Source organism: Bradyrhizobium diazoefficiens (genome assembly GCF_016612535.1).
Classification (GTDB): Bacteria; Pseudomonadota; Alphaproteobacteria; order Rhizobiales; family Xanthobacteraceae; genus Bradyrhizobium; species Bradyrhizobium diazoefficiens_C.
The window spans coordinates 2777852-2799450 of sequence record NZ_JAENXS010000001.1 but is presented as its reverse complement, the minus strand read 5'-3'; the positions used below and the strand labels follow the sequence as shown (position 1 = coordinate 2799450).

18 protein-coding genes and 1 other RNA gene are annotated in these 21599 nt (G+C 65.0%); 9 read left to right on the top strand and 10 right to left on the bottom strand.

All coding sequences use genetic code 11. The annotated features are described in order from the left end of the window. The first annotated feature begins 120 nt into the window (after window positions 1–120). A complete protein-coding gene (locus tag JJE66_RS13165; RefSeq protein ID WP_200514677.1) occupies window positions 121–1485 on the top strand; it encodes an AmpG family muropeptide MFS transporter in 1365 nt (454 codons plus the stop codon). Window positions 1486–1492: 7 nt separating this feature from the next. On the opposite strand, the gene JJE66_RS13160 is transcribed toward JJE66_RS13165, so the two are convergent. From JJE66_RS13160 to ffs, 5 genes are all read right to left on the bottom strand, one after another. Beyond that, window positions 1493–1927, bottom strand: a complete 435-nt coding sequence (locus tag JJE66_RS13160) for a hypothetical protein (protein WP_200514676.1) — start codon at window positions 1925–1927, stop codon at window positions 1493–1495. Window positions 1928–1954: 27 nt separating this feature from the next. Continuing rightward, on the bottom strand, window positions 1955–2557 hold the full coding sequence (recR, locus tag JJE66_RS13155; RefSeq protein ID WP_200514675.1) for a recombination mediator RecR: 603 nt from the start codon (window positions 2555–2557) through the stop codon (window positions 1955–1957). Between the two features lies 1 nt (window position 2558). Further along, the gene (locus JJE66_RS13150) at window positions 2559–2879 is read right to left on the bottom strand and encodes a YbaB/EbfC family nucleoid-associated protein (RefSeq protein WP_200514674.1); all 321 of its coding nucleotides are present in this window, start codon (window positions 2877–2879) and stop codon (window positions 2559–2561) included. 26 nt (window positions 2880–2905) lie between these two features. Beyond that, entirely contained in the window at window positions 2906–4747 is a 1842-nt protein-coding gene (locus JJE66_RS13145) for a DNA polymerase III subunit gamma/tau (protein WP_200514673.1), read from the bottom strand. A gap of 95 nt (window positions 4748–4842) precedes the next feature. Continuing rightward, window positions 4843–4939: signal recognition particle sRNA small type (ffs, locus tag JJE66_RS13140), an RNA gene on the bottom strand. Between the two features lie 202 nt (window positions 4940–5141). Here ffs and JJE66_RS13135 point away from each other — a divergent pair. From JJE66_RS13135 to JJE66_RS13120, 4 genes are all read left to right on the top strand, one after another. Beyond that, complete coding sequence (locus JJE66_RS13135) at window positions 5142–5561, top strand: HIT domain-containing protein (RefSeq protein WP_200515349.1); 420 nt, start codon at window positions 5142–5144, stop codon at window positions 5559–5561. Between the two features lie 11 nt (window positions 5562–5572). Then, window positions 5573–6511 carry an NAD(+) diphosphatase gene (gene nudC / locus JJE66_RS13130; RefSeq protein WP_200514672.1) on the top strand — a complete coding sequence of 313 codons (939 nt, stop codon included), beginning with the start codon at window positions 5573–5575 and terminating at the stop codon, window positions 6509–6511. A gap of 8 nt (window positions 6512–6519) precedes the next feature. Continuing rightward, a complete protein-coding gene (locus JJE66_RS13125) occupies window positions 6520–7443 on the top strand; it encodes a sugar kinase (protein WP_200514671.1) in 924 nt (307 codons plus the stop codon). A 97-nt stretch (window positions 7444–7540) separates the two neighbouring features. After that, complete coding sequence (locus JJE66_RS13120) at window positions 7541–8050, top strand: Lrp/AsnC family transcriptional regulator (RefSeq protein ID WP_200514670.1); 510 nt, start codon at window positions 7541–7543, stop codon at window positions 8048–8050. Window positions 8051–8202: 152 nt separating this feature from the next. Here the strand turns inward: JJE66_RS13120 and JJE66_RS13115 are convergent, their stop codons facing one another. The 4 genes from JJE66_RS13115 to JJE66_RS13100 form a co-directional block, all read right to left on the bottom strand. Continuing rightward, the gene (locus JJE66_RS13115; RefSeq protein ID WP_200514669.1) at window positions 8203–9702 is read right to left on the bottom strand and encodes a phosphomannomutase/phosphoglucomutase; all 1500 of its coding nucleotides are present in this window, start codon (window positions 9700–9702) and stop codon (window positions 8203–8205) included. Window positions 9703–9884: 182 nt separating this feature from the next. Continuing rightward, window positions 9885–10397: a TIGR02281 family clan AA aspartic protease gene (locus tag JJE66_RS13110; protein ID WP_200514668.1), complete on the bottom strand. Its 513-nt coding sequence runs from the start codon at window positions 10395–10397 to the stop codon at window positions 9885–9887. A gap of 125 nt (window positions 10398–10522) precedes the next feature. After that, window positions 10523–12997 (bottom strand): ATP-dependent helicase HrpB, encoded by a 2475-nt coding sequence (gene hrpB / locus JJE66_RS13105; RefSeq protein WP_200514667.1) that lies wholly within the window; start codon window positions 12995–12997, stop codon window positions 10523–10525. A gap of 150 nt (window positions 12998–13147) precedes the next feature. Beyond that, window positions 13148–14464 (bottom strand): UDP-glucose/GDP-mannose dehydrogenase family protein, encoded by a 1317-nt coding sequence (locus JJE66_RS13100; RefSeq protein WP_200514666.1) that lies wholly within the window; start codon window positions 14462–14464, stop codon window positions 13148–13150. A 192-nt stretch (window positions 14465–14656) separates the two neighbouring features. Here JJE66_RS13100 and JJE66_RS13095 point away from each other — a divergent pair, with 192 nt between their 5' ends. After that, entirely contained in the window at window positions 14657–15727 is a 1071-nt protein-coding gene (locus JJE66_RS13095; RefSeq protein WP_200514665.1) for an acyltransferase family protein, read from the top strand. A 5-nt stretch (window positions 15728–15732) separates the two neighbouring features. Here JJE66_RS13095 and JJE66_RS13090 read toward each other — a convergent pair whose 3' ends face one another. Then, on the bottom strand, window positions 15733–16704 hold the full coding sequence (locus JJE66_RS13090; protein ID WP_200514664.1) for a quinone oxidoreductase: 972 nt from the start codon (window positions 16702–16704) through the stop codon (window positions 15733–15735). A gap of 95 nt (window positions 16705–16799) precedes the next feature. On the opposite strand from JJE66_RS13090, the gene JJE66_RS13085 reads away from it, so the two are divergent. From JJE66_RS13085 to JJE66_RS13075, 3 genes are all read left to right on the top strand, one after another. After that, on the top strand, window positions 16800–17642 hold the full coding sequence (locus JJE66_RS13085; protein ID WP_200514663.1) for a LysR family transcriptional regulator: 843 nt from the start codon (window positions 16800–16802) through the stop codon (window positions 17640–17642). 101 nt (window positions 17643–17743) lie between these two features. Then, window positions 17744–20785 carry a DNA polymerase I gene (gene polA, locus JJE66_RS13080; protein WP_200514662.1) on the top strand — a complete coding sequence of 1014 codons (3042 nt, stop codon included), beginning with the start codon at window positions 17744–17746 and terminating at the stop codon, window positions 20783–20785. Between the two features lie 152 nt (window positions 20786–20937). Next, the gene (locus JJE66_RS13075; RefSeq protein WP_200514661.1) at window positions 20938–21573 is read left to right on the top strand and encodes a LysE family translocator; all 636 of its coding nucleotides are present in this window, start codon (window positions 20938–20940) and stop codon (window positions 21571–21573) included. Window positions 21574–21599 lie beyond the last annotated feature (26 nt).

The following is a 21599-nucleotide window of genomic DNA, read 5'->3' as shown; positions in this document are numbered from 1 at the left end:
GCTTGTCCCGGCCATCCACGAATCTTCCTTGCCACGGCCAAGAACGTAGATGCCCGGGACAAGCCCGGGCATGACGAGTGTAGCAGAGGCATCACGGCCAGAATCTGCTAACACCTCCCCATGACATCACCCGACGCGACATCCCCCGCCGGCACCGATACCCCTGCGACCTCCTGGCGCGACAGCCTGGCTGTTTATCTGCAACCGCGGGTGCTGATCGTGCTGTTCCTCGGCTTCTCGTCTGGGCTGCCGCTGGCGCTCTCGGGCTCGACGCTGCTGGTGTGGATGCGCGAAGCTGGCGTCGATCTCAAGACCATCGGATTGTTTGCGCTGGTCGGCACGCCCTATACGCTGAAATTCCTGTGGGCGCCGTTGGTGGATGCGCTGCACGTCCCGTTGTTCACGCGCGCGTTCGGACGGCGGCGCGGCTGGCTGCTGTTCTCGCAATTGCTGCTGATCATTGCGATCGTGCTGCTGGCGCTCACCGACCCCGGGCGCTCGCCGTTCTACGTCGCACTCGGCGCGCTGCTGGTGGCGACGACGTCGTCGACGCAGGACATCGTGGTCGACGCCTTTCGCGTCGAGAGCCTGCCCGAGAGCGAGCAGGCCGCGGGCATGGCGGCTTATGTCGCGGCCTATCGCATCGGCATGCTGGTGTCGACGGCCGGCGCGCTGTTCATCGTGTCCGGCTTCGAGAGCACGGGCATTACCCGCCCGTCGGCCTGGATGTGGGGCTATGTGGTGATGGCGGCGATGGTGCTGATCGGGACGATCACGGCGCTGGCTGCGACCGAACCGGAGCAGTCGGTGCGGGCGGAAGCTGCGACGCACGAAGAGACCGCATTCACGCGCGTGCTGCGCGCGGCGATCGGCGCCTTCTCGGAATTCCTGTCGCGCAAGGACGCGATCGCGGCGCTCGCCTTCGTCGTGCTGTTCAAGTTCACCGATGCGTTCTCGGGCACGATGACGGCGCCGTTCGTGATCGATCTCGGCTTCACCCGCAACGACTATGCGGCGATCGTGAAGGGCGTTGGCTTAGCTGCGACGCTGATCGGCGGCTTTGCCGGCGGTTTTGTCGCGCGGCGCTATCCGCTGGCGGCGGCCCTGTGGATCGGGGGCATGGTGCAGGCGCTCGCCAATCTGTCCTTCTCCTGGCTCGCGATCGCAGGCGCCAGCCAGTGGGCGCTCGCCTTCGCCATCACTTGCGAGAATTTCACCAGCGCCATCGGCACCGTGATCTTCGTCGCCTATCTCTCTGCGCTGTGCCAGAATCCGCTACACACGGCGACGCAATATGCGCTGCTCACCGCGCTCGCGGCGGTGGGCCGGACCTATCTGTCGTCAGGGGCCGGCTTCGTGGCTGATACCACCGGTTGGCCGTTGTTCTTCGTGATCTGCGCGCTGGTGGCGATTCCGAGCCTGGTGCTTCTGACCTGGTTGCAGAAGCGCGGACACTTTGAGGCGCTGGGCCCGGTGCGGGTGTAGCCCTCTCCTACTTCCTCACCAGACTCCACTTCGTCACCACGGCCTCGCTCATCTGGCCGGGATCGCTGGCGCAGGCGACCTCGTCGACCTTCACGGAGATCTCCTTTCCGGCGAATGTCTTCAACTGCGCGGCCTGCGCGTCGCCGCTGGGAACGAGCTGGAAGGTCTCCGGCCCGGTCTCGAGATTGCACAGCCCACTCGGCGCCGGCAGGCGGCGCGGCTCGGAGGTGATCTGGTACATCGCGATCCGCTTGCCGGCGTTCTTGACGTCGCGAATCTTCATCGCGTTCAGCTCGCCCGAGAGCACCTCGCCGGCGCCGATCGGCTTGCCGGGCTTCGACGGCGGCGGCGCCTCGTCGTCCTGCTGCGCGGAGATGGCCGGCGTCACCGCTAGCATCATGGTCGCGGCCAAAACCAATCGTGTGGCGAAAAGTTTCGTCATGTCGTCCGTTCCGTGAAGTCTGGATGGTTAGAACAGGGTTCGCTGCCGCATCGCGGCCGATAGCGTGCCCTCATCGAGATAATCAAGCTCGCCACCGACCGGCACACCATGGGCGAGGCGCGTTACTTTTACGTTGGCGTCCTGAAGCAGGTCGGTGATGTAATGCGCCGTGGTCTGCCCATCGACCGTGGCATTCAGCGCCAGGATGATTTCATGCACCTCGGCAGCATGCGCACGCGCGACCAGGGCGTCGATGGTGAGGTCCTGCGGGCCGACACCGTCGAGCGGCGACAGGGTCGCGCCCAGCACGTGGTAGCGCCCTTGCGTCGCATTGGCCCGCTCCAGCGCCCAGAGATCGGCAACATCGGCAACGACGACGATGATGGCGCCATCGCGCTTCGGATCGATGCAGACCGTGCAGGGATTTTGGGTATCGATGTTGCCGCAGGTCTTGCAGACTTGCACCTTGTCGAGAGCGACCTGCAAGGCGGAGGACAGCGGCATCATCAGCGCTTCGCGCTTCTTGATCAGATGCAGCGCCGCACGCCGCGCGGAGCGCGGACCAAGGCCCGGCAGGCGCGCGAGAAGCTGGACCAGCCGCTCGATTTCGGGGCCTGCAACTGCGCCCATATTACTGGCCGAACAGCCCCGGCGGCAGGCCGAGCCCACCGGTGAGCGACTGCATCTTCTCCTGCATCGCCGTCTCCGCCTTGCGGCGGGCATCGCCGAGCGCAGTGACCAGCAAGTCTTCCAGCACCTCGCGCTCTTCGGCCTTCATCAGCGAGGGGTCGATCTTGACGCCCTTGACGTCCATCTTCGCGGTCATGCGCACGGCGACGAGACCACCGCCGGAGATGCCTTCGACCTCCACATTGGCGAGCTGGTCCTGCATCTCCTGCATCTTGGATTGCAGCTGCGCCGCCTGCTTCATCATGCCGAGAAAATCAGCCATGGGTGTTCGTCCTTGGAAAGGTTGGCTCAGAGATCGTCGTCGGCGTCGGAACCGTCGGGCGGATCGTCAGAGCCGTAGTCAGCGTTAATATTGGATTCCGGCGTCTCGGGGGCAAGCCTGCGGACCTCGACGACCTTCGCGCCGGGGAAGCGCGAGAGCACCTCCTGCACCCGCGGATCGGCCTCGGCGGACCGTGCGTGTTCCTGCTTGGCGGCCTGGTTCACCGAGCGCAGCGTCGCCTGGCCCTGCTCGTTGGAAACAACGATGGTCCAGCGGCGGCCGGTCCACAGCTCGAACTTGCGCGCCAGCTCGGAGATCATGGACTTGGACGCGTTGGGCTCGAGCGCAACTTCCAGCCGGCCCTCCTCGAAACGGACAAGCCGCATGTCGCCTTCGAGCGCGCCCTTGGTCATGAGGTCGCGCTTCTGGCCGGCAAGCGCGACGAGCTGGGTGAAGCTCGTGATGCGCAGCTGGGGTGCGACCGCTTGCGGATCCGGCGCGGGCGCGGCCATCTGCGGCCGGGCACCGCCGCCGAACGCGGTCGGCGACGATGTCGGCATGCGAACAGGCTGAGCTGAAGCAACTGGCGATGCAGAGGCCATCGGCGCGGCCGGCGCGCTGCTGCGCGCAGCACTGCCGCCACTCACGACCGGCGAACCGCCGCCGTTCTGCTCCAGCATCTTGATCGCTTCGTCCGGCGTCGGCAGGTCGGCGACATAGGCGATGCGCACCAGCACCATCTCGGCGGCCGCAGCGGGCCGCGTCGCGGCCTGCACCTCGGTGATGCCCTTGAGCAGCATCTGCCACATCCGCGACAGCACGCGCATCGAGATCTTCGAGGCGAAATCCCGCGCCCGCACCCGCTCGGTCTCGCCATAGGCGACATTGTCGGCGGTCGCCGGCACGATCTTCACGCGGGTGACGAAGTTGACGAATTCAGCGAGGTCCGAGAGCACGACGATGGGATCGGCGCCGACATCGTACTGGTCGCGGAATTCCTTGAAGGCGCTCGCGATGTCGCCGCGCGCCAGCGAATCGAAGAGGTCGATGACGCGAGTCCGGTCGGCGAGCCCCAGCATCTGCCTGACCGCGTCGGCCTTCACGGCGCCGGCCGCATGGGCGATCGCCTGGTCGAGCAGCGACAGCGAATCACGCACCGAGCCTTCCGCCGCGCGCGCGATGATGCCGAGCGCCTCGGGCTCGATCTCGACATTCTCCTTCGCCGCGATATTGGCGAGGTGCTTCATCAGCACGTCGGCCTCGACGCGGCGGAGATCAAACCGCTGGCAGCGCGACAACACCGTGACTGGAACCTTACGAATCTCCGTCGTGGCGAACACGAATTTGGCGTGCTCCGGCGGCTCCTCCAGCGTCTTCAGGAAGGCATTAAACGCCGCCGTCGACAGCATATGGACTTCGTCGATGATGTAGACCTTGTAGCGGGCACTCGCCGGCGCATAGCGCACGCTGTCATTGATCTGGCGGACATCGTCGACGCCGGTGTGGGACGCGGCGTCCATCTCCAGCACGTCCATGTGCCGGCTTTCCATGATCGCCTGGCAATGCACGCCCAGTGTCGGCATGTGGATGGTCGGCCCCTTCACCGAACCATCCGGCATCTCGTAGTTGAGCGCACGGGCGAGGATACGCGCGGTGGTGGTCTTGCCGACACCGCGGACGCCGGTGAGGATCCAGGCCTGCGGAATCCGCCCGGTCTCGAACGCATTGGAGACGGTGCGGACCACGGCCTCCTGGCCGATCAGATCGTCGAAGCTGGAGGGGCGGTATTTGCGCGCCAGAACCCGGTAAGGCGTGTTGGCGGCCCGGCCGGCGCTGTCGTGATTGGGAGGGGCGCCAGCGTCGGTCATCGGTCGATCCGCAATGAAATCTCTCTCGGCCGGCGGTTTGCGGAAAGGAGCACGCTGGCGGGAAGCCCGCCGGCGCAATTCGCTCGGAAAAACAAGTAGGAGACTGACGAGCGACCCGATCCGGACCTCGTTAGGGCTGCTTCCTTCCGGACCTGACCCGGTTGGCGAGTGGCTCGTCCACCGCCAATCTCCCGGTCCCTATTTGGGGCCAAAAGGGCGGGAAAGCAAGCGGGTAGACTATTTGCCGTGCCAGCCTGCGGATGGCAGCCATACTTGCCGTTACCCGGGCTTGTTCCGGCGATCGGCGCCCTTAATGTGGAGACAAAGAGGGGGTGTGGATGGCCGATCGAGCCCTGCCATGACGAAGCCCTCAAGTCTCAATCCGGAACCGCATATGTCCGATCCCGCCTGGTCGCTGCACTCCCGCCTGAAAGAGGACACCATCGACATCGGCGATTTGCCGCTGTCGAAGGTGCTGGTCATCAAAGACGCCCATTATCCCTGGCTGCTGCTGGTGCCGCGGCGTTCCGATGCGGTCGAGATCATCGATCTCGACGAGGTCGAGCAGGCGCAGTTGATGACCGAGATCTCCCGCGTCTCGCGCGCGCTGAAAGAGATCACCAAATGCGACAAGCTCAATGTCGCAGCGCTGGGCAACCTCGTGCCGCAGCTTCATGTCCACATCATCGCACGCCGCACCAGCGACGCCGCCTGGCCGCGGCCGGTGTGGGGCGTGATGAAGCCCTTGGCGCATGATGCCACGGAGGTTCAGAATTTCATCAGCGCACTTCGCCGAAAAATCTGGTTGGGTTGAAAGAACAAGAAATGTCAGCATTCGACTCGTTTCCGCTGGGGCAGCCGGCCTTCGTCACCAATGTCCTCGATCGCGCCGCGCATCTGCGCCGCGACGACGAAAAACTGTTTGCAATGGAACAGAAATCATCGTCGCGTGCCTATGTCATCTACCGCGACTCGCTCTTGGTGAAGCGCGAGGGCGACAAGACGCGCGCGCTGCTATCAATTGACGAGGCGCTGAAATGCGGCGCCAATCCCGGCACGATCTTCCTCGGCCTGCGTGACGGCGCCGCGATGTTCGGCATGGGCCTCGCGCAGGCGGCGGCCGAGAAACTGATCGGTCGCGACGACTACACCGTAACCGAGCTGCGCGGCATGGCCATGCAGGGCGCGATCCCGCCGCAGGAGCTCTCGGCGATCGCGATGGCGAAATCGATGGTCGGCTGGCACCAGCGCCACGGCTATTGCGCCAATTGCGGCACCCGCAGCGCGATGAAGGAAGGCGGCTGGAAGCGCGAATGCCCTGCTTGCAAGGCGGAGCATTTTCCGCGCACCGATCCGGTCGTGATCATGCACGTCTCCTCCGGCGAGAGATGCCTGCTCGGGCGCCAGAAACAGTTCCCGCCGGGCATGTATTCCTGCCTCGCCGGCTTCGTCGAGGCCGCCGAGACCATCGAGGACGCGGTGCGCCGCGAGATCCTCGAAGAGTCCGGCATAGGCTGCACCGACGTGCAATATTACATGACCCAGCCCTGGCCCTATCCGTCGTCGCTGATGATCGGCTGCAGCGCGCGGGCGTTGAACGAGGACATCGTCGTCGATCACTCCGAGCTGGAAGACGCGCGCTGGTTCACGCGCGAGGAGGCGGCCCTGATGCTGACGCGGACGCATCCCGACGGGCTCGCCGGCCCGCATCCCTTCGCCATTGCGCATCATCTGCTGGGCCGCTGGGTGCACGACAAGAGCTGAGACCGCCGATGGCTGCATCAGGGATCGCGCCGCGCATCCTCTGCATCGGCATTCCCGCGCGTGACCTCACCTTTCGCGTCGAGGCCGTGCCGGAGCGTGGCAGCAAGGCGAATGCCACGCATCTTGCGGAGATTTGCGGCGGCAACGCGCTCAATGCCGCGATTGCGATCACCCGGCTCGGCGGCCGCGCTGCGTTTGCGGGGCCGATGGGCGATGCGCAGGAGACGTCGAGCGGATTCATGCTCGAACGGATGGCCACTGAGGGCATCGACACCACGCACATCGTGCGCATGCCGGGGTTGATGACGCCGGTCTCGGCGATCATGATCGAGCCCTCCGGCGAGCGGACGCTCACGATCCATCGCGATCCTGCTCTGTGGAACGTGAAACTGCCTGACACTGACGACCTTGTGGCCGATTGCCACACGGTGCTGGTCGAGAGCCGCTGCGCCTCGTTCGCAATCGATCTCTGCACCGCGGCGCGCCGGCGCGGCATTCCTGTCATCGTCGGTGTCGATCGCGCGATGGCGCTCACGGACCGCCTGCTGACGGCCGCTTCGCATCTGCTGTTCGCCAGCGAGCAAGTGCAGGAAACGGCGGGCGTCGCCGACGACGGCCAGGCGTTGAAGCGGCTGGCCGGGCTGACCCGGGCCTTCCTCGCCGCCACCCGCGGCCCGCGCGGCACGATCTGGCTGAACGAGGCGGGCGCGCTGGAAGAGACGCCGGCCTTTCCGGTCCAGGCAGTCGATACGCTCGGCGCCGGCGATGTCTTCCACGGCGCCTTCACGCTTCGGCTCGCCGAGGGCGGAGGCGTGCGGCAGGCGCTGCGATTCGCCGCGGCCGCCGCAGCCTTGAAATGCACCCGCCATGGCGGTGGCCAAGCCGCCCCGCAACGCGTTGAAGTTGAAGGATTTTTTCGCAACCTCCTCTAGAGCCATGATGCCGGCACGCCGAGATTATGGACTTGCGGGAGAAGATTTTTCTATATATGAGGAAAAGCAGCCATCATATTGGAACAAAGTTCTTCAAATGACCGATGCCGTCGTCCACATCCCCGAGCCCAGCCGCCGCCTCGATGCCATCGATCGCAAGATCCTGATGGTGCTCCAGGAGGATGCCTCCCTGTCCGTCGCCGAGATCGGCGACCGCGTCGGGCTGTCCTCGACCCCCTGCTGGAAGCGCATCCAGCGCCTGGAGGCTGACGGCGTGATCCTGAAGCGGGTGGCGCTGGTCGATCAGAACAAGATCGGGCTCGGCATCTCCGTGTTCGTCTCGGTGGAGAGCTCCGATCATTCCGACGCCTGGCTCAAGAAGTTCGCCGAAGCCGTCAGCGCCATGCCCGAGGTGATGGAGTTCTATCGCATGGCCGGCGACGTCGACTACATGCTGCGCGTCGTGGTCGCCGACATGCAGGCCTATGACGTGTTTTACAAGAAGCTGATCAGCGCCGTGCCGCTGAAGAATGTCACGTCGCGTTTCGCGATGGAGAAAATCAAGTCGGTCACGGCGCTGCCGATCCCGGCGGTGGTGGTGGCTTAGGGCTGCTCAAGGGACCGCGACGCTTCTTCGGCAATCGTCATGGCCGGGCTTGTCCCGGCCATCCACGTCTTTGCATACGCTCATGAGGAGAGGCGTGGATGCCCGGGACAAGCCCAGGCATGACGGCGGAGAAAGTCTCTCGCCGTCCGCGCTCAGATCTTCTGATTGTACTCGCCGACTTCGGGATGGGTGCGCAGCACGCTGTTCACCATCTCGAACATGTCGTGCATGCGCTGCTCGGAGACCGGGCTCTCGACCACCACGACGAGCTCCGGCTTGTTCGAAGAGGCACGCACGAGGCCCCAGCTGCCGTCCTCGACCGTGACGCGCACGCCATTGACGGTGACGAGGTCGCGGATCGCCTGGCCGCCGATCTTGGCGCCCTTCGCCTGCAAGCCTTCAAAGTGCTTCACCACCTGATCGATGACGCCATATTTGACCTCGTCGGCGCAATGCGGCGACATCGTCGGCGACGACCAAGTCTTCGGCAACGCGTTCTTCAGATCGGCCATCGACTTGCCGGGCGCGCGGTCGAGCATGTCGCAGATCGCGAGCGCCGAGACCAGGCCGTCGTCATAGCCGCGGCCGTATGGCTTGTTAAAGAAGAAATGGCCGGACTTCTCGAAGCCCGCGAGCGCGCCCGTCTCGTTGGTGCGGCGCTTCATGTAGGAATGGCCGGTCTTCCAATAGTCGGTTTTGGCGCCCTGCTTCTGGAGCACGGGATCGGTGACGAACAGGCCGGTCGACTTCACGTCGACGATGAAGTGCGCGTCCTTGTGGATCGCCGACATGTCGCGCGCCAGCATCACGCCGACCTTGTCGGCAAAGATCTCCTCGCCGGTGTTGTCGACGACACCGCAGCGGTCGCCGTCACCGTCGAAGCCGAGGCCGACATCGGCCTTGTGATGCAGCACCGCGTCGCGAATCGCGTGCAGCATCTCCATGTCTTCCGGATTCGGGTTGTATTTCGGGAAGGTGTGGTCGAGCTCGGTGTCGAGCGGGATCACCTCGCAGCCGATCGCCTCCAGCACCTGCGGCGCGAACGCGCCGGCCGTGCCGTTGCCGCAGGCGGCGACGACCTTGAGCTTGCGCTCGAGCTTCGGACGATTGGTGAGATCGGCGATGTAGCGCGCCGGATAATTCTCGTGGAACTGGTAGGAGCCGCCGGCCTTGTTCTTGAAATCGGCGTTGAGCACGATCTCCTTCAGCCGCGTCATCTCGTCGGGGCCGAAGGTCAGCGGACGGTTGGCGCCCATCTTCACGCCGGTCCAGCCATTGTCGTTGTGCGAGGCGGTGACCATGGCGCAGCAGGGCACGTCGAGATCGAACTGCGCGAAATAGGCCATCGGCGTCACCGCAAGCCCGATGTCATGCACCTTGCAGCCCGCCGCCATCAGGCCGGAGATCAGCGCGTATTTGATCGAGGCCGAATAGCCGCGGAAATCGTGGCCAGTGACGATCTCCTGGCTGACTCCCAGCTCGGCGATCAGCGCCCCCAGCCCCATGCCGAGCGCCTGCACACCCATCAGGTTGATTTCCGTCTGGAACAACCACCGCGCGTCGTATTCGCGGAAACCCGTGGCCTTCACCATGGGCTCGGATTCGAAGGCGTAGGTGTTGGGCAACAATACGGATTTCGGCTTGGGGAACATTGAGACGGTCTCGTGAAATGGGCCGGATTTGATGCAGCCTTAGCGAATGCCGGGCCACAGCGGAAGGCGGGAATGGCAGCTTATGGCTTATAATTGCGGCAGTTTGGTAACGGATAAACCTTACCTGCCACCGGCCTGACCAGACCAATTTGGAAATCTATCCGGCCGCAATCGGTTCGGATCTACTGCTCCAGCACCATCTGGCCGTTGGCGTACTCAAAACGCCTCAGGCGGGACAGGAAGGAGAGGCCGAGCAGGTTCTCCGACAGCGCCTCGTCCGGCAGCACCATGGCATCGACGTCGCGCACGACGAGGCCGCCGACATCGAGCATGGCGATGCGGGCGTGCGCGGCCTTGATGGTGCCGTTGGCGGTGGAGACGGTGGCGTTATAATCGCTGCGCGAGGGGCGCAGGCCGAAGCGTGCGGCCGAGGACTCGTTCAGCGCGACCACGGAGGCGCCGGTGTCGACCATGAAGCCGAGGCGCTGGCCATCGACGCGGCCCTCGGTCTGGAAATGGCCGCGGCCATCGCGGGGAATACTGACCGTACGGCCGCTGGCCGGCGCCGTGGTCGCAACCGCGACCGTCGTGCGCGGCACTGATGTCGCGGAGGCCGAACTCATCCTGTCCGCCATCTGTGCCATGAAGGTACCGAGCCCGATCAGGATGGCCGCGAAGATCATTATGTTACGCATGACACCACTCGGAACCGAAGGCTCATTTCACCACGCGACACGCCTCTCGGCGAGCGAAGCCGCCGTCGGAACGGTGCTATTTTGACCAAAAGGATGAGCGAACGGTTAATGCGCGTTCGTGGCTCTTAGGTGCCCCGCGGCTTCACGCGCCGGGTCGGCAGCGCATTTGCCGGATCATCCGGCCAGGGATGGCGTGGGTAGCGGCCGCGCATTTCGGATCGCACCGCACTGTAGCTGCCGCGCCAGAAGCCGGGGAGATCGCGCGTCACCTGCACCGGGCGCTGCGCCGGGGACAGCAGTTCCAGCACCAACGGCACCTTGCCCGCGGCAATCGACGGATGGGTATTGAGGCCGAACAATTCCTGGAGCCGCACCGCGATGGTGGGCCCCTGCTCGGCCTCATAGTCGATCGCGAGCACGCTTCCGGTCGGCGCTTCGAAATGCGTCGGCGCCTCGCGCTCGAGCCGCGCGCGCATCTCCCAGGGCAGCAGCGCCATCAGCGCGTCGGAGAGATCGCCGGCGGAAATGTCCTTCAGCGCGATCTTGTCGTAGAGCGCCGGCACCAGCCAGTCGTCGCGCCGCGCGATCAGCCCGTTGTCCGACAGATCGGGCCAGCTATCGCCTTCGGCCTTTCGCAAAAACATCACACGATCGCGCCATTGCTTTGCAGCCTTCGACCAGGGCAGCCGGTCGAGCCCGGCAGCGATCAGTCCGTCGGCAAAAATGCGCGCGGTGTCCTCCGAGGGCGACACCGCAAGCGTCGCCTCGGACAGCGTGATCGCATGCAGCACGCGCTTGCGCCGCGCGCGCAGCGCCATCGCGCCGCGATCGAAGGATATCTCGTCGACGCTCTCGATGTGCTCGGCGAAATGCCGCTCGATGTCATCTTCGGCGATTTGCGCGGCGAGCAGGATGCGACCACTCGCGGCCGTGCCCGTCATCTCGCCGATCGCGATGTAGGGCGCGCGGGCGAGCGAAGAGGTCTGCTCGACAGCGGCGCCGCGGCCGTTGGCGAGCACGAAACTGCCATTGCCGCGGTTGCGCGCGACGCGATCCGGGAAGGCATAGGCCAGCATCAGCCCGGTCGAGAGATCCTCCTGCTGAACCGCCTTCTCGGATGCTGCGACCTGCGACGCCCAGCGCCGCGCCAGGTCGCGCGCGCTCGCCGCCCGCGGCGAACGGTCGCGGCGGAACTGGTCGCGCCTGTGCTCGAGATCGGCGCTGTCGCCGCCGAGCCCGCGCTCGGTGAGGATGGCCGCGATCTCGGCCGCTTGTTCGCCCGCGCCGACGCGATGCGAATCCACGATCATGCGCGCCAGCCGCGGCGGCAGCGCCAGCGCACGCAGGCTCTTACCCTCCGCGGTGATGCGGCCGTCACCATCGAGCGCGTTGAGTTCGGACAGCAGGCTTTTTGCCTCTTTCCAGGCGGGCTGTGGCGGCGGATCCAGGAGCGACAGGGCGGCCGGATCGGCGACGCCCCATTGCGCAAGATCGAGCACCAGCGAGGACAGATCGGCGCTGAGGATCTCCGGCTGGGTGTAGGGCGCAAGCGAGGCCGTCTGAGGCTCGTCCCATAGCCGGTAGCAGACGCCGGGCTCGGTACGGCCGGCGCGGCCGCGGCGCTGATCCGCCGCCGCGCGCGAGACTCGTACGGTCTCGAGCCGCGTCAGCCCGATATCCGGCTCGTAGCGCGGCACGCGCGCGAGACCGGAATCGACCACGATGCGCACGCCTTCGATGGTCAGCGAAGTCTCGGCGATCGAAGTCGCCAGCACCACTTTTCGCGACCCTTTCGGCGCCGGCGCGATGGCGCGATCCTGCACGGCGGCATCGAGCGCGCCGAACAACGGCACGATCTCGATGGAAGCATCCTGCACGCGCTCAGCCAGAAAATTCTGGGTGCGGCGGATTTCGGCGGCGCCCGGCAGGAACGCTAGCACCGAACCGCTATCGGCGCGCAGCGCGGATGCAATCGCATCCGCCATCTGCCGCTCGATCGGCGCGTCCGCCTTGCGTCCGAGATAGCGTGTCTCGACCGGATATGCGCGGCCCTCGCTCTCGACGACGGGCGCCTCGCCGAGCAGCTTTGCGACACGCGCGCCATCGAGCGTCGCCGACATCACCAGGATGCGCAGATCCTCGCGCAAGCCAAGTTGCGCATCGCGCGCCAGCGCGAGGCCCATGTCGGCATCGAGCGAACGCTCGTGGAATTCGTCGAACAGGATGGCGGCAACGCCGGAGAGTTCGGGATCGTCGAGGATCTGGCGGGTGAAAATGCCTTCGGTCACGACCTCAATGCGGGTCGCGCGCGATATCCTCGAACCGAAACGGACGCGATAGCCGACGGTCTCGCCAGCGCGCTCGCCGAGCGATTTGGCCATGCGGTCCGCGCTGGCCCGGGCGGCGATGCGGCGTGGCTCCAGCACGATGATCTTCTTAGCCTTGGCCCAGGGTGCATCGAGCAGCGCCAGCGGCACCCGCGTGGTCTTGCCGGCGCCCGGTGGCGCCACCAGGACGGCGGCGTTATGCGTCTCCAACGTGCGCGAGAGATCGTCGAGCACGGCGTCGATCGGGAGGGGCGTGTCGAAGTTGCGGGGCAAGGCCTATCCACTCGTCATGCCCGGGCAAAAGCGCGAAGCGCGTCTTCACATCAAGTCCCGGGCATCCACGTTCTTTGACCCGGGAGTGAACAAGACGTGGATGGCCGGGACAAGCCCGGCCATGACGGTTTCGGTCCATACCCGTCGCTCTCAGCCCTGCGCCGACGGGCGGCCGACGCTCTCGTAGGTGAAGCCGGCGGCGGCCATGTCCTCTGGGCTGAAGATATTGCGGAGGTCGACGACAACGGGCTGCGCCATGGTCGCCTTCAGCCGATCGAGATCGAGGCCGCGGAACTGCGTCCATTCAGTGACGACGACAACCGCATCGGCTCCCTCAGCGCAGGAATACGCATCCTCGCAATAGGTGATGCTGGGCAACTCGCTCTTGGCCTGCTCCATACCAACGGGATCGAAGGCTTTCACCTTCGCGCCCATGTCGATCAGGCCGGTCACGAGCGGGATCGACGGCGCATCGCGCATGTCGTCGGTGTCGGGCTTGAAGGTGAGGCCGAGCACGGCGATGGTCTTGCCACGCAGCGAGCCGCCGAGCGCCTGGCTCACTTTTCGCGCCATCGCGCGCTTGCGGTTCTCGTTGACCGCCAACACGGATTCGACGATGCGCAGGGACACATCGTAATCCTGCGCGATCTTGATCAGCGCCTTGGTGTCCTTCGGAAAACAGGAGCCGCCGAAGCCGGGACCGGCATGCAGGAATTTGGTGCCGATGCGGTTGTCCAGGCCGATGCCGCGCGCGACCTCCTGGACGTTGGCGCCGACCTTTTCGGAGAGATCTGCGATCTCGTTGATGAAGGTGATCTTGGTCGCCAGGAACGCATTCGCGGCGTATTTGATCATCTCGGCGGTACGGCGTGCCGTGAACATCAGCGGCGCCTGGTTCAGCGACAGCGGACGGTAGATGTCGCCCATCACCTTGCGGCCGCGCTCATCGGAGGTGCCAACCACGACGCGATCGGGGAATTTGAAGTCGCGGATCGCGGCACCCTCACGCAGAAATTCGGGGTTGGAGGCGACGACGACGTCGGCCTTGGGATTGACCTCGCGGATGATGCGCTCGACCTCGTCGCCGGTGCCGACCGGCACGGTCGACTTGGTCACCACGACGGTGAAGCCCGACAGCGACTGCGCGATCTCTTTCGCGGCGGCGTAGACATAGGAGAGATCGGCGTGCCCGTCGCCGCGGCGCGACGGCGTGCCGACCGCGATGAAGACCGCGTCCGCATCCGCGACCGGCTTGGACAGGTCCGTGGTGAAGTCGAGCCGCTTGGCCTTGACGTTGGTCGCGACCAGCTCGTCCAGCCCGGGCTCATAGATCGGGATCTCACCGCGATGCAGGCTAGCGATCTTCTTCTCGTCCTTGTCGACGCAGATGACGTCGTGACCGAAATCCGCAAAGCAGGCCCCGGACACCAGTCCCACGTAACCCGTGCCGATCATGGCGATTCGCATGAAAATCCCTGTCTCTCTTGGTTAACGAAAACCCAATCCGGGGGCGGTTTAGCATTTTCCCGCTGGGAAGGAAGGGGCCGCGTTCGGAAACCGGCACAGGATTTGTACCGGTAAAGAAGTCGGAAACCACAAGGCCCCACACTGCCCCACGCCCGCACGGGACCGGGCGGAACACGCCTCGAAAAGGGACACATGGCACCATCAGACACATCAGCTGCGAGTGGGAGGCTTCCCAAGGCCTCCACTGCCGCGCGTGTCGATTGGGTCGACTATGCCAAGGGCATCTGCATCGTCATGGTCGTAATGATGCATTCGGTGCTGGGGGTCGAGCTCGCCGCCGGCGAGACCGGTTTCATGCATGTCCTGGTGGCCTTCGCAAAGCCGTTCCGGATGCCGGACTTCTTCCTGATTTCGGGCCTGTTCCTGCCATTGGTGATCGATCGGGACTGGCGAACCTATCTCGACCGCAAGGTGGTGCATTTCGCTTATTTCTATGTCGTCTGGGTGACAATCCAGTTCGGCTTCAAGGCGCCTGCGTTTGCAGCCGAAACCAGCTGGCGCGACGCGGGCCTGCTATATCTGGAATCCTTCATCGAGCCGTTCGGCACGCTCTGGTTCATCTATCTGCTGCCGGTCTTCTTCGTCGTCACAAAACTGACACGGAAAATGCCGCCGCTGGCGATCTGGCTCATTGCCGCGGCGCTGGAGACAGCGCGCCTCACCACCGGCTGGACCGCGATCGACGAGTTCTGCGCGCGCTTCGTCTATTTCTATTCGGGCTATTTGTTCGCGCCTTACGTGTTCGCGCTGGCCGATCGCGCGCGCAACCATCCCGCCTGGGCGCTTGCAGCGCTCGCGATTTGGGCGCTGGTCAATGCCGGCCTCGTCGTGCTCGGCACGAGCGAGTGGAAGATCGTGTCGCTCGTGCTCGGCTTCACTGGTGCCTGTGCCATCATCACCATGGGCACGCTGCTTGCGCGCGCGCATTGGCTGAACTTCTTGCGCTTCTGCGGCGAGCATTCGATCGTGATCTATCTCGCCTTCTTTCTGCCGATGGCGGCGACACGCACGCTGCTGCTGCACACCGGCATCATCTCCGACATCGGCACAGTGTCGCTGATCGTCACCATCGTCGGCGTGCTCGGATCGCTCGCGATTTGGCGGGCGGCGCTAGGGCTGCGCGCCAATTTCCTGTTCGAGCGGCCAAAGGCATTTTGGATCGCGCCGAAGAAGGCGGGAGCGGTACTGCAGCCGGCGGAATAGGCCAGTCAGGGCTTCAGATACAGGGCTCCCGTCGTACGCCCGGTTTCGAGGTCGGCCTGCGCCAGCGCGACGTCCCGCAATTCGTAGGCTCTGCCGGTCAACCGAAGCACGCCCTCAGTCATCGCAGCAAGGACCCGCTCGGCGGAACGGCGGTACGCGCCTGCATCGTTCATGTAGCCCATCACGCTCGGCCGCGCCAACATCAGGCTGCGCCGCGGCCCGAGATCGTTGACATCGAGAAGCGGAATCGGCCCGGCTGACTGGCCGATGCTCGCCACGACGCCGAATGGCCGCACACAGCCCAGTGTCTTCTGCAAAACCGTCCCGCCGACACCGTCATAGGCGACATCGACACCACGTCCCGCGGTGAAATCGGCAACGGCTGCTGCGAAATCCGCGTCCCGTCCGACGATCACATGATGTGCGCCGGCAGCACGGGCGATCTCGACCTTCGCCGACGAGCCGACCGTCCCGATCACCGTCGCCCCGAGTGAACCGGCCCAGCGGGTCAGCAACTGCCCGAGCCCGCCTGCGGCGCTGTGAACGAGAACCGCCGTCCCGCGACCGACGGGGAAAACGCGAGTGAGCAACATGTCGGCCGTAATGCCCTTGACCAGAGCCGCCGCGACCGCCTCATCCGGGATGGCGTCGGGAAGCTTCACACAGCGCCAAGCCGGCAGGTTGCGTTCGGAGGCGTAGGCACCGACCGGCGCACCCGCATAGGCAACGCGGTCGCCGACGTCGAGGCCGGCCACCTCGGCGCCCAGCGCAGCGACGATGCCCACCGCCTCGACGCCGGGAATCCCTGCGGGGGGCAGGCTGTAGAGGCCCATGCGCTGATAGATGTCGATGAAATTGACGCCGATCGCGGTCTGCCGCAGCCGAACTTCGCCCCGGCCCGGCGGCGGCAGATCGGCGTCCGCCAGTTCGAGCTGCTCCACGCCGCCGGGCGCCTTCAACCTCACGATCACGGCCATGTCCTGTCCTCCTGACGAGTATTCAGGAACTATGGAATGCTCTGAGAATCTGCGAAACTGCTCATAACTGAAATCATCTTGTGAGGTTTTGCACAATGGACTGGACCGACCTGCAGCATTTCCTTGCGCTGGCACGCGAGGGCAGCCTTTCCGCTGCAGCAAGGAGCCTCAACGTCGACCACGTGACCGTGGCCCGCCGCGTCGCCGCCCTGGAAGCAGCCATGTCACTCAAGCTCGTCGACCGCAGACCGCGCAGCTATGAGCTCACCGAGGACGGCAGGCGCATTGCCAAGATCGGTGCTCCCATGGCGGAGACGGCGTTTGCGATGGAGCGCGCCGCACTGGCCTCGAAATCCGAGATCGGCGGCGAGATCGCGATCAGCGCTCCGCCTTCGCTGGCCAATCTCCTGATCGCGCCGAGGCTGATCCGGCTGCGGCAACAATATCCTGGCATCAGGATCAAGCTGATCGGCGAGAAGCGCACGGCCTCCCTCAACCGGCGTGAGGCTGATCTGGCGTTGCGCCTGTCGCGTCCGACCCAGCCGGGGCTGGTCGCGCGCAAGATCGGCCATTTCGAGTTCGCGCTGTACGGCTCACCGGCCTATTTGAAGACGACACCCGCGCATGCGTTCGCGTTCGTTGCCTACGACGCCACCATGGACGAGGCTCCCCAGCAGCAATGGCTGAAACGGTTCGCCGGCGCGCGCGAGATCGTGCTGCGCACCAACGATTTGGAAAACCAGGCCGCTGCCGCCAGGAGTGGCGTTGGACTGGCAATGTTGCCAAAATTCCTCGGCGAAGCCGATCCGCGACTGGAGCGCTATGAAGCTGGCGGACGACCCGTCAGACGCGAGATCTGGCTGGTTCTCCATCGCGACCTGCGCCGCACGCCCGCGGTGCGCGCGGTGGCGAGTTTCATCGAAGGCTGCCTGCCCTGATCTCGCGGCCCATGCCGCCGCCATGATTTTGCCTGTGCGAGTCGGCAAAATAGCAACCTGCCGAGGCTGTCTTTTGCCGCAAAAATTCATACATTGCGGCCATGCCCAAAACATCCCCGACGACCGCCGCCAAAGCCGACACCAAATCCGCTGCTGACAAGCCTGCTGCCAAGCCGGTCGCGGCGAAGGCGGCCGGCAAGGGCGACCACGTCTTCCTGGTCGACGGTTCCGGCTACATCTTCCGCGCCTACCACGCGCTGCCGCCGCTCAACCGAAAATCCGACGGCTTGCAGGTCAATGCCGTGCTTGGCTTCTGCAACATGCTGTGGAAGCTGCTCCGCGACATGCCCCCCGACAACCGGCCGACGCATCTGGCGATCGTGTTCGACAAGTCGGAAGTGACCTTCCGCAACAAGATCTATCCCGAGTACAAGGCGCATCGGCCGCCGGCGCCCGACGACCTGATCCCGCAATTCGCGCTGATCCGCGAGGCCGTACGCGCCTTCGACCTGCCCTGCCTGGAGCAGGTGGGCTTCGAGGCCGATGATCTGATCGCGAGCTATGTGCGGGTGGCCTGCGAGCGCGGCGCGACCGCGACCATCGTCTCCTCCGACAAGGACCTGATGCAGCTCGTGACCGATTGCGTCACCATGTACGATACCATGAAGGACCGCCGCATCGGCGTCCCCGAGGTGATCGAGAAGTTCGGCGTGCCGCCGGAGAAGGTGGTGGAAGTGCAGGCGCTCGCCGGCGACTCCACCGACAATGTGCCTGGAGTTCCCGGCATCGGCATCAAGACAGCGGCGCAGCTGATCGTCGAATATGGCGATCTTGAACAACTCTTGTTCCGCGCCACCGAGATCAAGCAGCCGAAGCGCCGCGAAGCGCTAATCGAGAATGCGGAGAAGGCGCGGATCTCGCGCCAACTCGTGCTACTCGACGATAAGGTTGACCTCGAGGTACCGCTCGATGACCTCGCCGTTCACGAGCCCGATGCGCGCAAGCTGATCGCCTTCCTGAAGGCGATGGAATTTTCGACGCTGACGCGCCGCGTCGCCGACTATTCGCAGATCGATCCCGCGAACGTGGATGCTGATCCCGGCTACCAAAGTGGCGCCAGCGTCTTCTCGCCATTGCCGCCGTCGGACGTCGTCCCCGCGCCAGGAACCGGCGCACCGGCGCAAGCTGCGCGCAACGGATCGGCGAGCAAGGAGGACAAGGCCGCAAGTCCGAAGGGCGCGCCGATTTCGCTCGCCGCTGCACGCGAAGAGGCGTTGCGCAAGCTCCCGGTAGATCGCGGCAACTACCAGGCGATCAAGACGCTCAAGGAACTCAACGCCTTCATCGCGCACGTCCATGATGCCGGCCAAGTCGCGATCGATATCCGGGGAAACTCGATCGATCCGATGCAGGCCGATCTCTGCGGCATCGCGCTGGCCCTGGCGCCGAACGAGGCCTGCTACGTGCCGTTGGCGCACAAGCAATCCGGCGGCGGCGCCGGCCTATTCGACGCCGGGCTGGCGCCGGACCAGATCAAGCACGCAGATGCGATCGAGGCTTTGCGGCCGGTGCTGGAATCCGCCGGCATCCTCAAGATCGGCTTCGACGTCAAGTTCACCGCCGTCATGCTGGCGCAGCACGGCATCACGCTGCGCAACACCGACGATGCGCAGCTGATCTCCTATGTGCTTGATGCCGGCCGCGGCTCGCATGCACTCGAGCAGCTTTCGGAGCGCTGGTTCGGCCACGCCATGCTGAAGGAGAACGAGCTGCTCGGCAGCGGCAAGGGTAAGATCACATTCGATCAGGTACCAATCGGAAAGGCCGCGCCTTTATCGGCGGAAGGTGCCGACATCGCCCTGCGCGTCTGGCGCGTGCTGAAACCAAGGCTCGTCGCCGAGCATATGACTACCGTCTATGAGACGCTCGAGCGCCCGCTGGTCTCCGTGCTCGCGCGCATGGAGCGGCGCGGCATCTCGATCGACCGTCAGGTGCTGTCGCGTCTCTCCGGCGATTTCGCCCAGACCGCGGCGCGCGTCGAGGCCGAAATCCAGGGGATTGCCGGCGAGCCAGTCAATGTCGGCAGTCCCAAGCAGATCGGCGATATCCTGTTCGGCAAGATGGGGTTGCCGGGGGGCACCAAGACCAAGACCGGCGCGTGGTCGACCACCGCGCAGGTGCTCGATGAGCTCGCCGAGCAGGGCCTCGACTTCCCGAAGAAGATTCTGGAGTGGCGCCAGGTCTCGAAGCTGAAATCGACCTACACCGACGCGCTGCCGACCTACGTCAATCCGCAGACCCATCGCGTGCACACCACCTACGCGCTGGCTGCGACCACGACGGGCCGGCTGTCGTCGAACGAGCCGAACTTGCAGAACATCCCGGTTCGCACCGAGGATGGCCGAAAGATTCGCCGCGCCTTCATCGCGACGCCCGGCCACAAGCTGGTGTCGGCCGACTACTCGCAGATCGAGCTCCGGCTGCTCGCCGAGATTGCCGACATCCCCGTGCTCAAACAGGCATTCAAGGACGAGTTGGATATTCACGCCATGACGGCGTCGGAAATGTTCGGCGTGCCGATTAAGGGCATGCCGAGCGAGATCCGGCGCCGTGCCAAGGCGATCAATTTCGGCATCATCTACGGCATCTCGGCGTTTGGACTAGCCAACCAGCTCGGCATCGCGCGCGAAGAGGCTGCTTCCTACATCAAGAAATACTTTGAGCGCTTCCCCGGCATCCGCGCCTACATGGACGAGACCCGCGATTTCTGCCGGAGCCACGGCTACGTCACCACGCTGTTCGGTCGCAAGTGCCACTATCCCGACATCAAGGCCTCGAACGCCTCGGTACGCGCCTTCAACGAGCGCGCCGCGATCAACGCCCGGCTCCAGGGCACCGCCGCCGACATCATCCGCCGTGCCATGACGCGGGTGGAGGACGCACTTGCCGAGAAGAAACTCTCGGCACAGATGCTGCTCCAGGTGCATGACGAATTGATCTTCGAAGTACCCGACGCGGAGGTCGCGGCAACCCTCCCCGTGGTCCAGCACGTGATGCAGGATGCACCGTTCCCGGCCGTGCTGCTGTCGGTGCCGCTGCATGTGGACGCGCGCGCGGCGAATAATTGGGACGAGGCGCATTAGCCTCTTGGGTCGTCCTGGCCTCATGCGCAATTGCGCACGGGGGCCGGGCGACATTGTTAAACGCCGTCTTGAATTGTCCTCCGAGCAATTGCGCGATAGCGACCCGATCCCGCGCATATTAGAATCGTGCTGTCCCCCGCACCGGTTCATCTATGCCCCACGCCTCCGCCCTGCTCGGCTTCGCCCTCGTCTGTCTCGGCCTCGTGCTCACGCCCGGACCGAACATGGTCTATCTGATCTCGCGCTCGATCACGCAGGGGCCGGCGGCGGGCATCGTTTCACTTGGCGGCGTGGCGCTGGGCTTCGTATTCTACATGCTGTGCGCGGCGTGCGGCATCACGGCACTGCTGCTCGCCATTCCCTTTGCCTATGACGCGTTGCGCTTTGCCGGCGCCGGTTATCTGTTGTGGCTCGCCTGGCAGGCGGTGAAGCCGGGCGGACGCTCACCGTTCCAGGTCAAACAGCTCGCGATCGACGGCCCGCGAAGGCTGTTCGCGATGGGGTTCGTCACCAATCTGCTCAATCCGAAGATCGCGATGCTCTATCTCGCGCTGCTGCCGCAGTTCATCGATCCCACGGCGGGTGGCGTGCTGACGCAATCGGTGGTGCTGGGTGCGATCCAGATCGCGATCAGCGTCAGCGTTAACGCGATGATCGCGCTCGCCGCCGGATCGATCGCGCTGTTCCTGGCGCGCCGGCCGAGCTGGATGCTGGTGCAGCGCTGGCTGATGGGCACGGTGCTGGCCGGACTGGCGGTCAGGATGGCGGTCGAGGCGCGGAAGGTGTGATGCACAACTCTCATGGGGTCGCCCGG

What these genes read in the sequence shown, in the direction of transcription:
- JJE66_RS13165 (WP_200514677.1), top strand. Translation starts at nt 121, where the DNA reads ATGACATCACCCGACGCGACATCCCCCGCCGGCACCGATACCCCTGCG.
- JJE66_RS13160 (WP_200514676.1), bottom strand. Translation starts at nt 1,927, where the DNA reads ATGACGAAACTTTTCGCCACACGATTGGTTTTGGCCGCGACCATGATG.
- recR (WP_200514675.1), bottom strand. Translation starts at nt 2,557, where the DNA reads ATGGGCGCAGTTGCAGGCCCCGAAATCGAGCGGCTGGTCCAGCTTCTC.
- JJE66_RS13150 (WP_200514674.1), bottom strand. Translation starts at nt 2,879, where the DNA reads ATGGCTGATTTTCTCGGCATGATGAAGCAGGCGGCGCAGCTGCAATCC.
- JJE66_RS13145 (WP_200514673.1), bottom strand. Translation starts at nt 4,747, where the DNA reads ATGACCGACGCTGGCGCCCCTCCCAATCACGACAGCGCCGGCCGGGCC.
- JJE66_RS13135 (WP_200515349.1), top strand. Translation starts at nt 5,142, where the DNA reads ATGTCCGATCCCGCCTGGTCGCTGCACTCCCGCCTGAAAGAGGACACC.
- nudC (WP_200514672.1), top strand. Translation starts at nt 5,573, where the DNA reads ATGTCAGCATTCGACTCGTTTCCGCTGGGGCAGCCGGCCTTCGTCACC.
- JJE66_RS13125 (WP_200514671.1), top strand. Translation starts at nt 6,520, where the DNA reads ATGGCTGCATCAGGGATCGCGCCGCGCATCCTCTGCATCGGCATTCCC.
- JJE66_RS13120 (WP_200514670.1), top strand. Translation starts at nt 7,541, where the DNA reads ATGACCGATGCCGTCGTCCACATCCCCGAGCCCAGCCGCCGCCTCGAT.
- JJE66_RS13115 (WP_200514669.1), bottom strand. Translation starts at nt 9,702, where the DNA reads ATGTTCCCCAAGCCGAAATCCGTATTGTTGCCCAACACCTACGCCTTC.
- JJE66_RS13110 (WP_200514668.1), bottom strand. Translation starts at nt 10,397, where the DNA reads ATGCGTAACATAATGATCTTCGCGGCCATCCTGATCGGGCTCGGTACC.
- JJE66_RS13100 (WP_200514666.1), bottom strand. Translation starts at nt 14,464, where the DNA reads ATGCGAATCGCCATGATCGGCACGGGTTACGTGGGACTGGTGTCCGGG.
- JJE66_RS13095 (WP_200514665.1), top strand. Translation starts at nt 14,657, where the DNA reads ATGGCACCATCAGACACATCAGCTGCGAGTGGGAGGCTTCCCAAGGCC.
- JJE66_RS13090 (WP_200514664.1), bottom strand. Translation starts at nt 16,704, where the DNA reads ATGGCCGTGATCGTGAGGTTGAAGGCGCCCGGCGGCGTGGAGCAGCTC.
- JJE66_RS13085 (WP_200514663.1), top strand. Translation starts at nt 16,800, where the DNA reads ATGGACTGGACCGACCTGCAGCATTTCCTTGCGCTGGCACGCGAGGGC.
- polA (WP_200514662.1), top strand. Translation starts at nt 17,744, where the DNA reads ATGCCCAAAACATCCCCGACGACCGCCGCCAAAGCCGACACCAAATCC.
- JJE66_RS13075 (WP_200514661.1), top strand. Translation starts at nt 20,938, where the DNA reads ATGCCCCACGCCTCCGCCCTGCTCGGCTTCGCCCTCGTCTGTCTCGGC.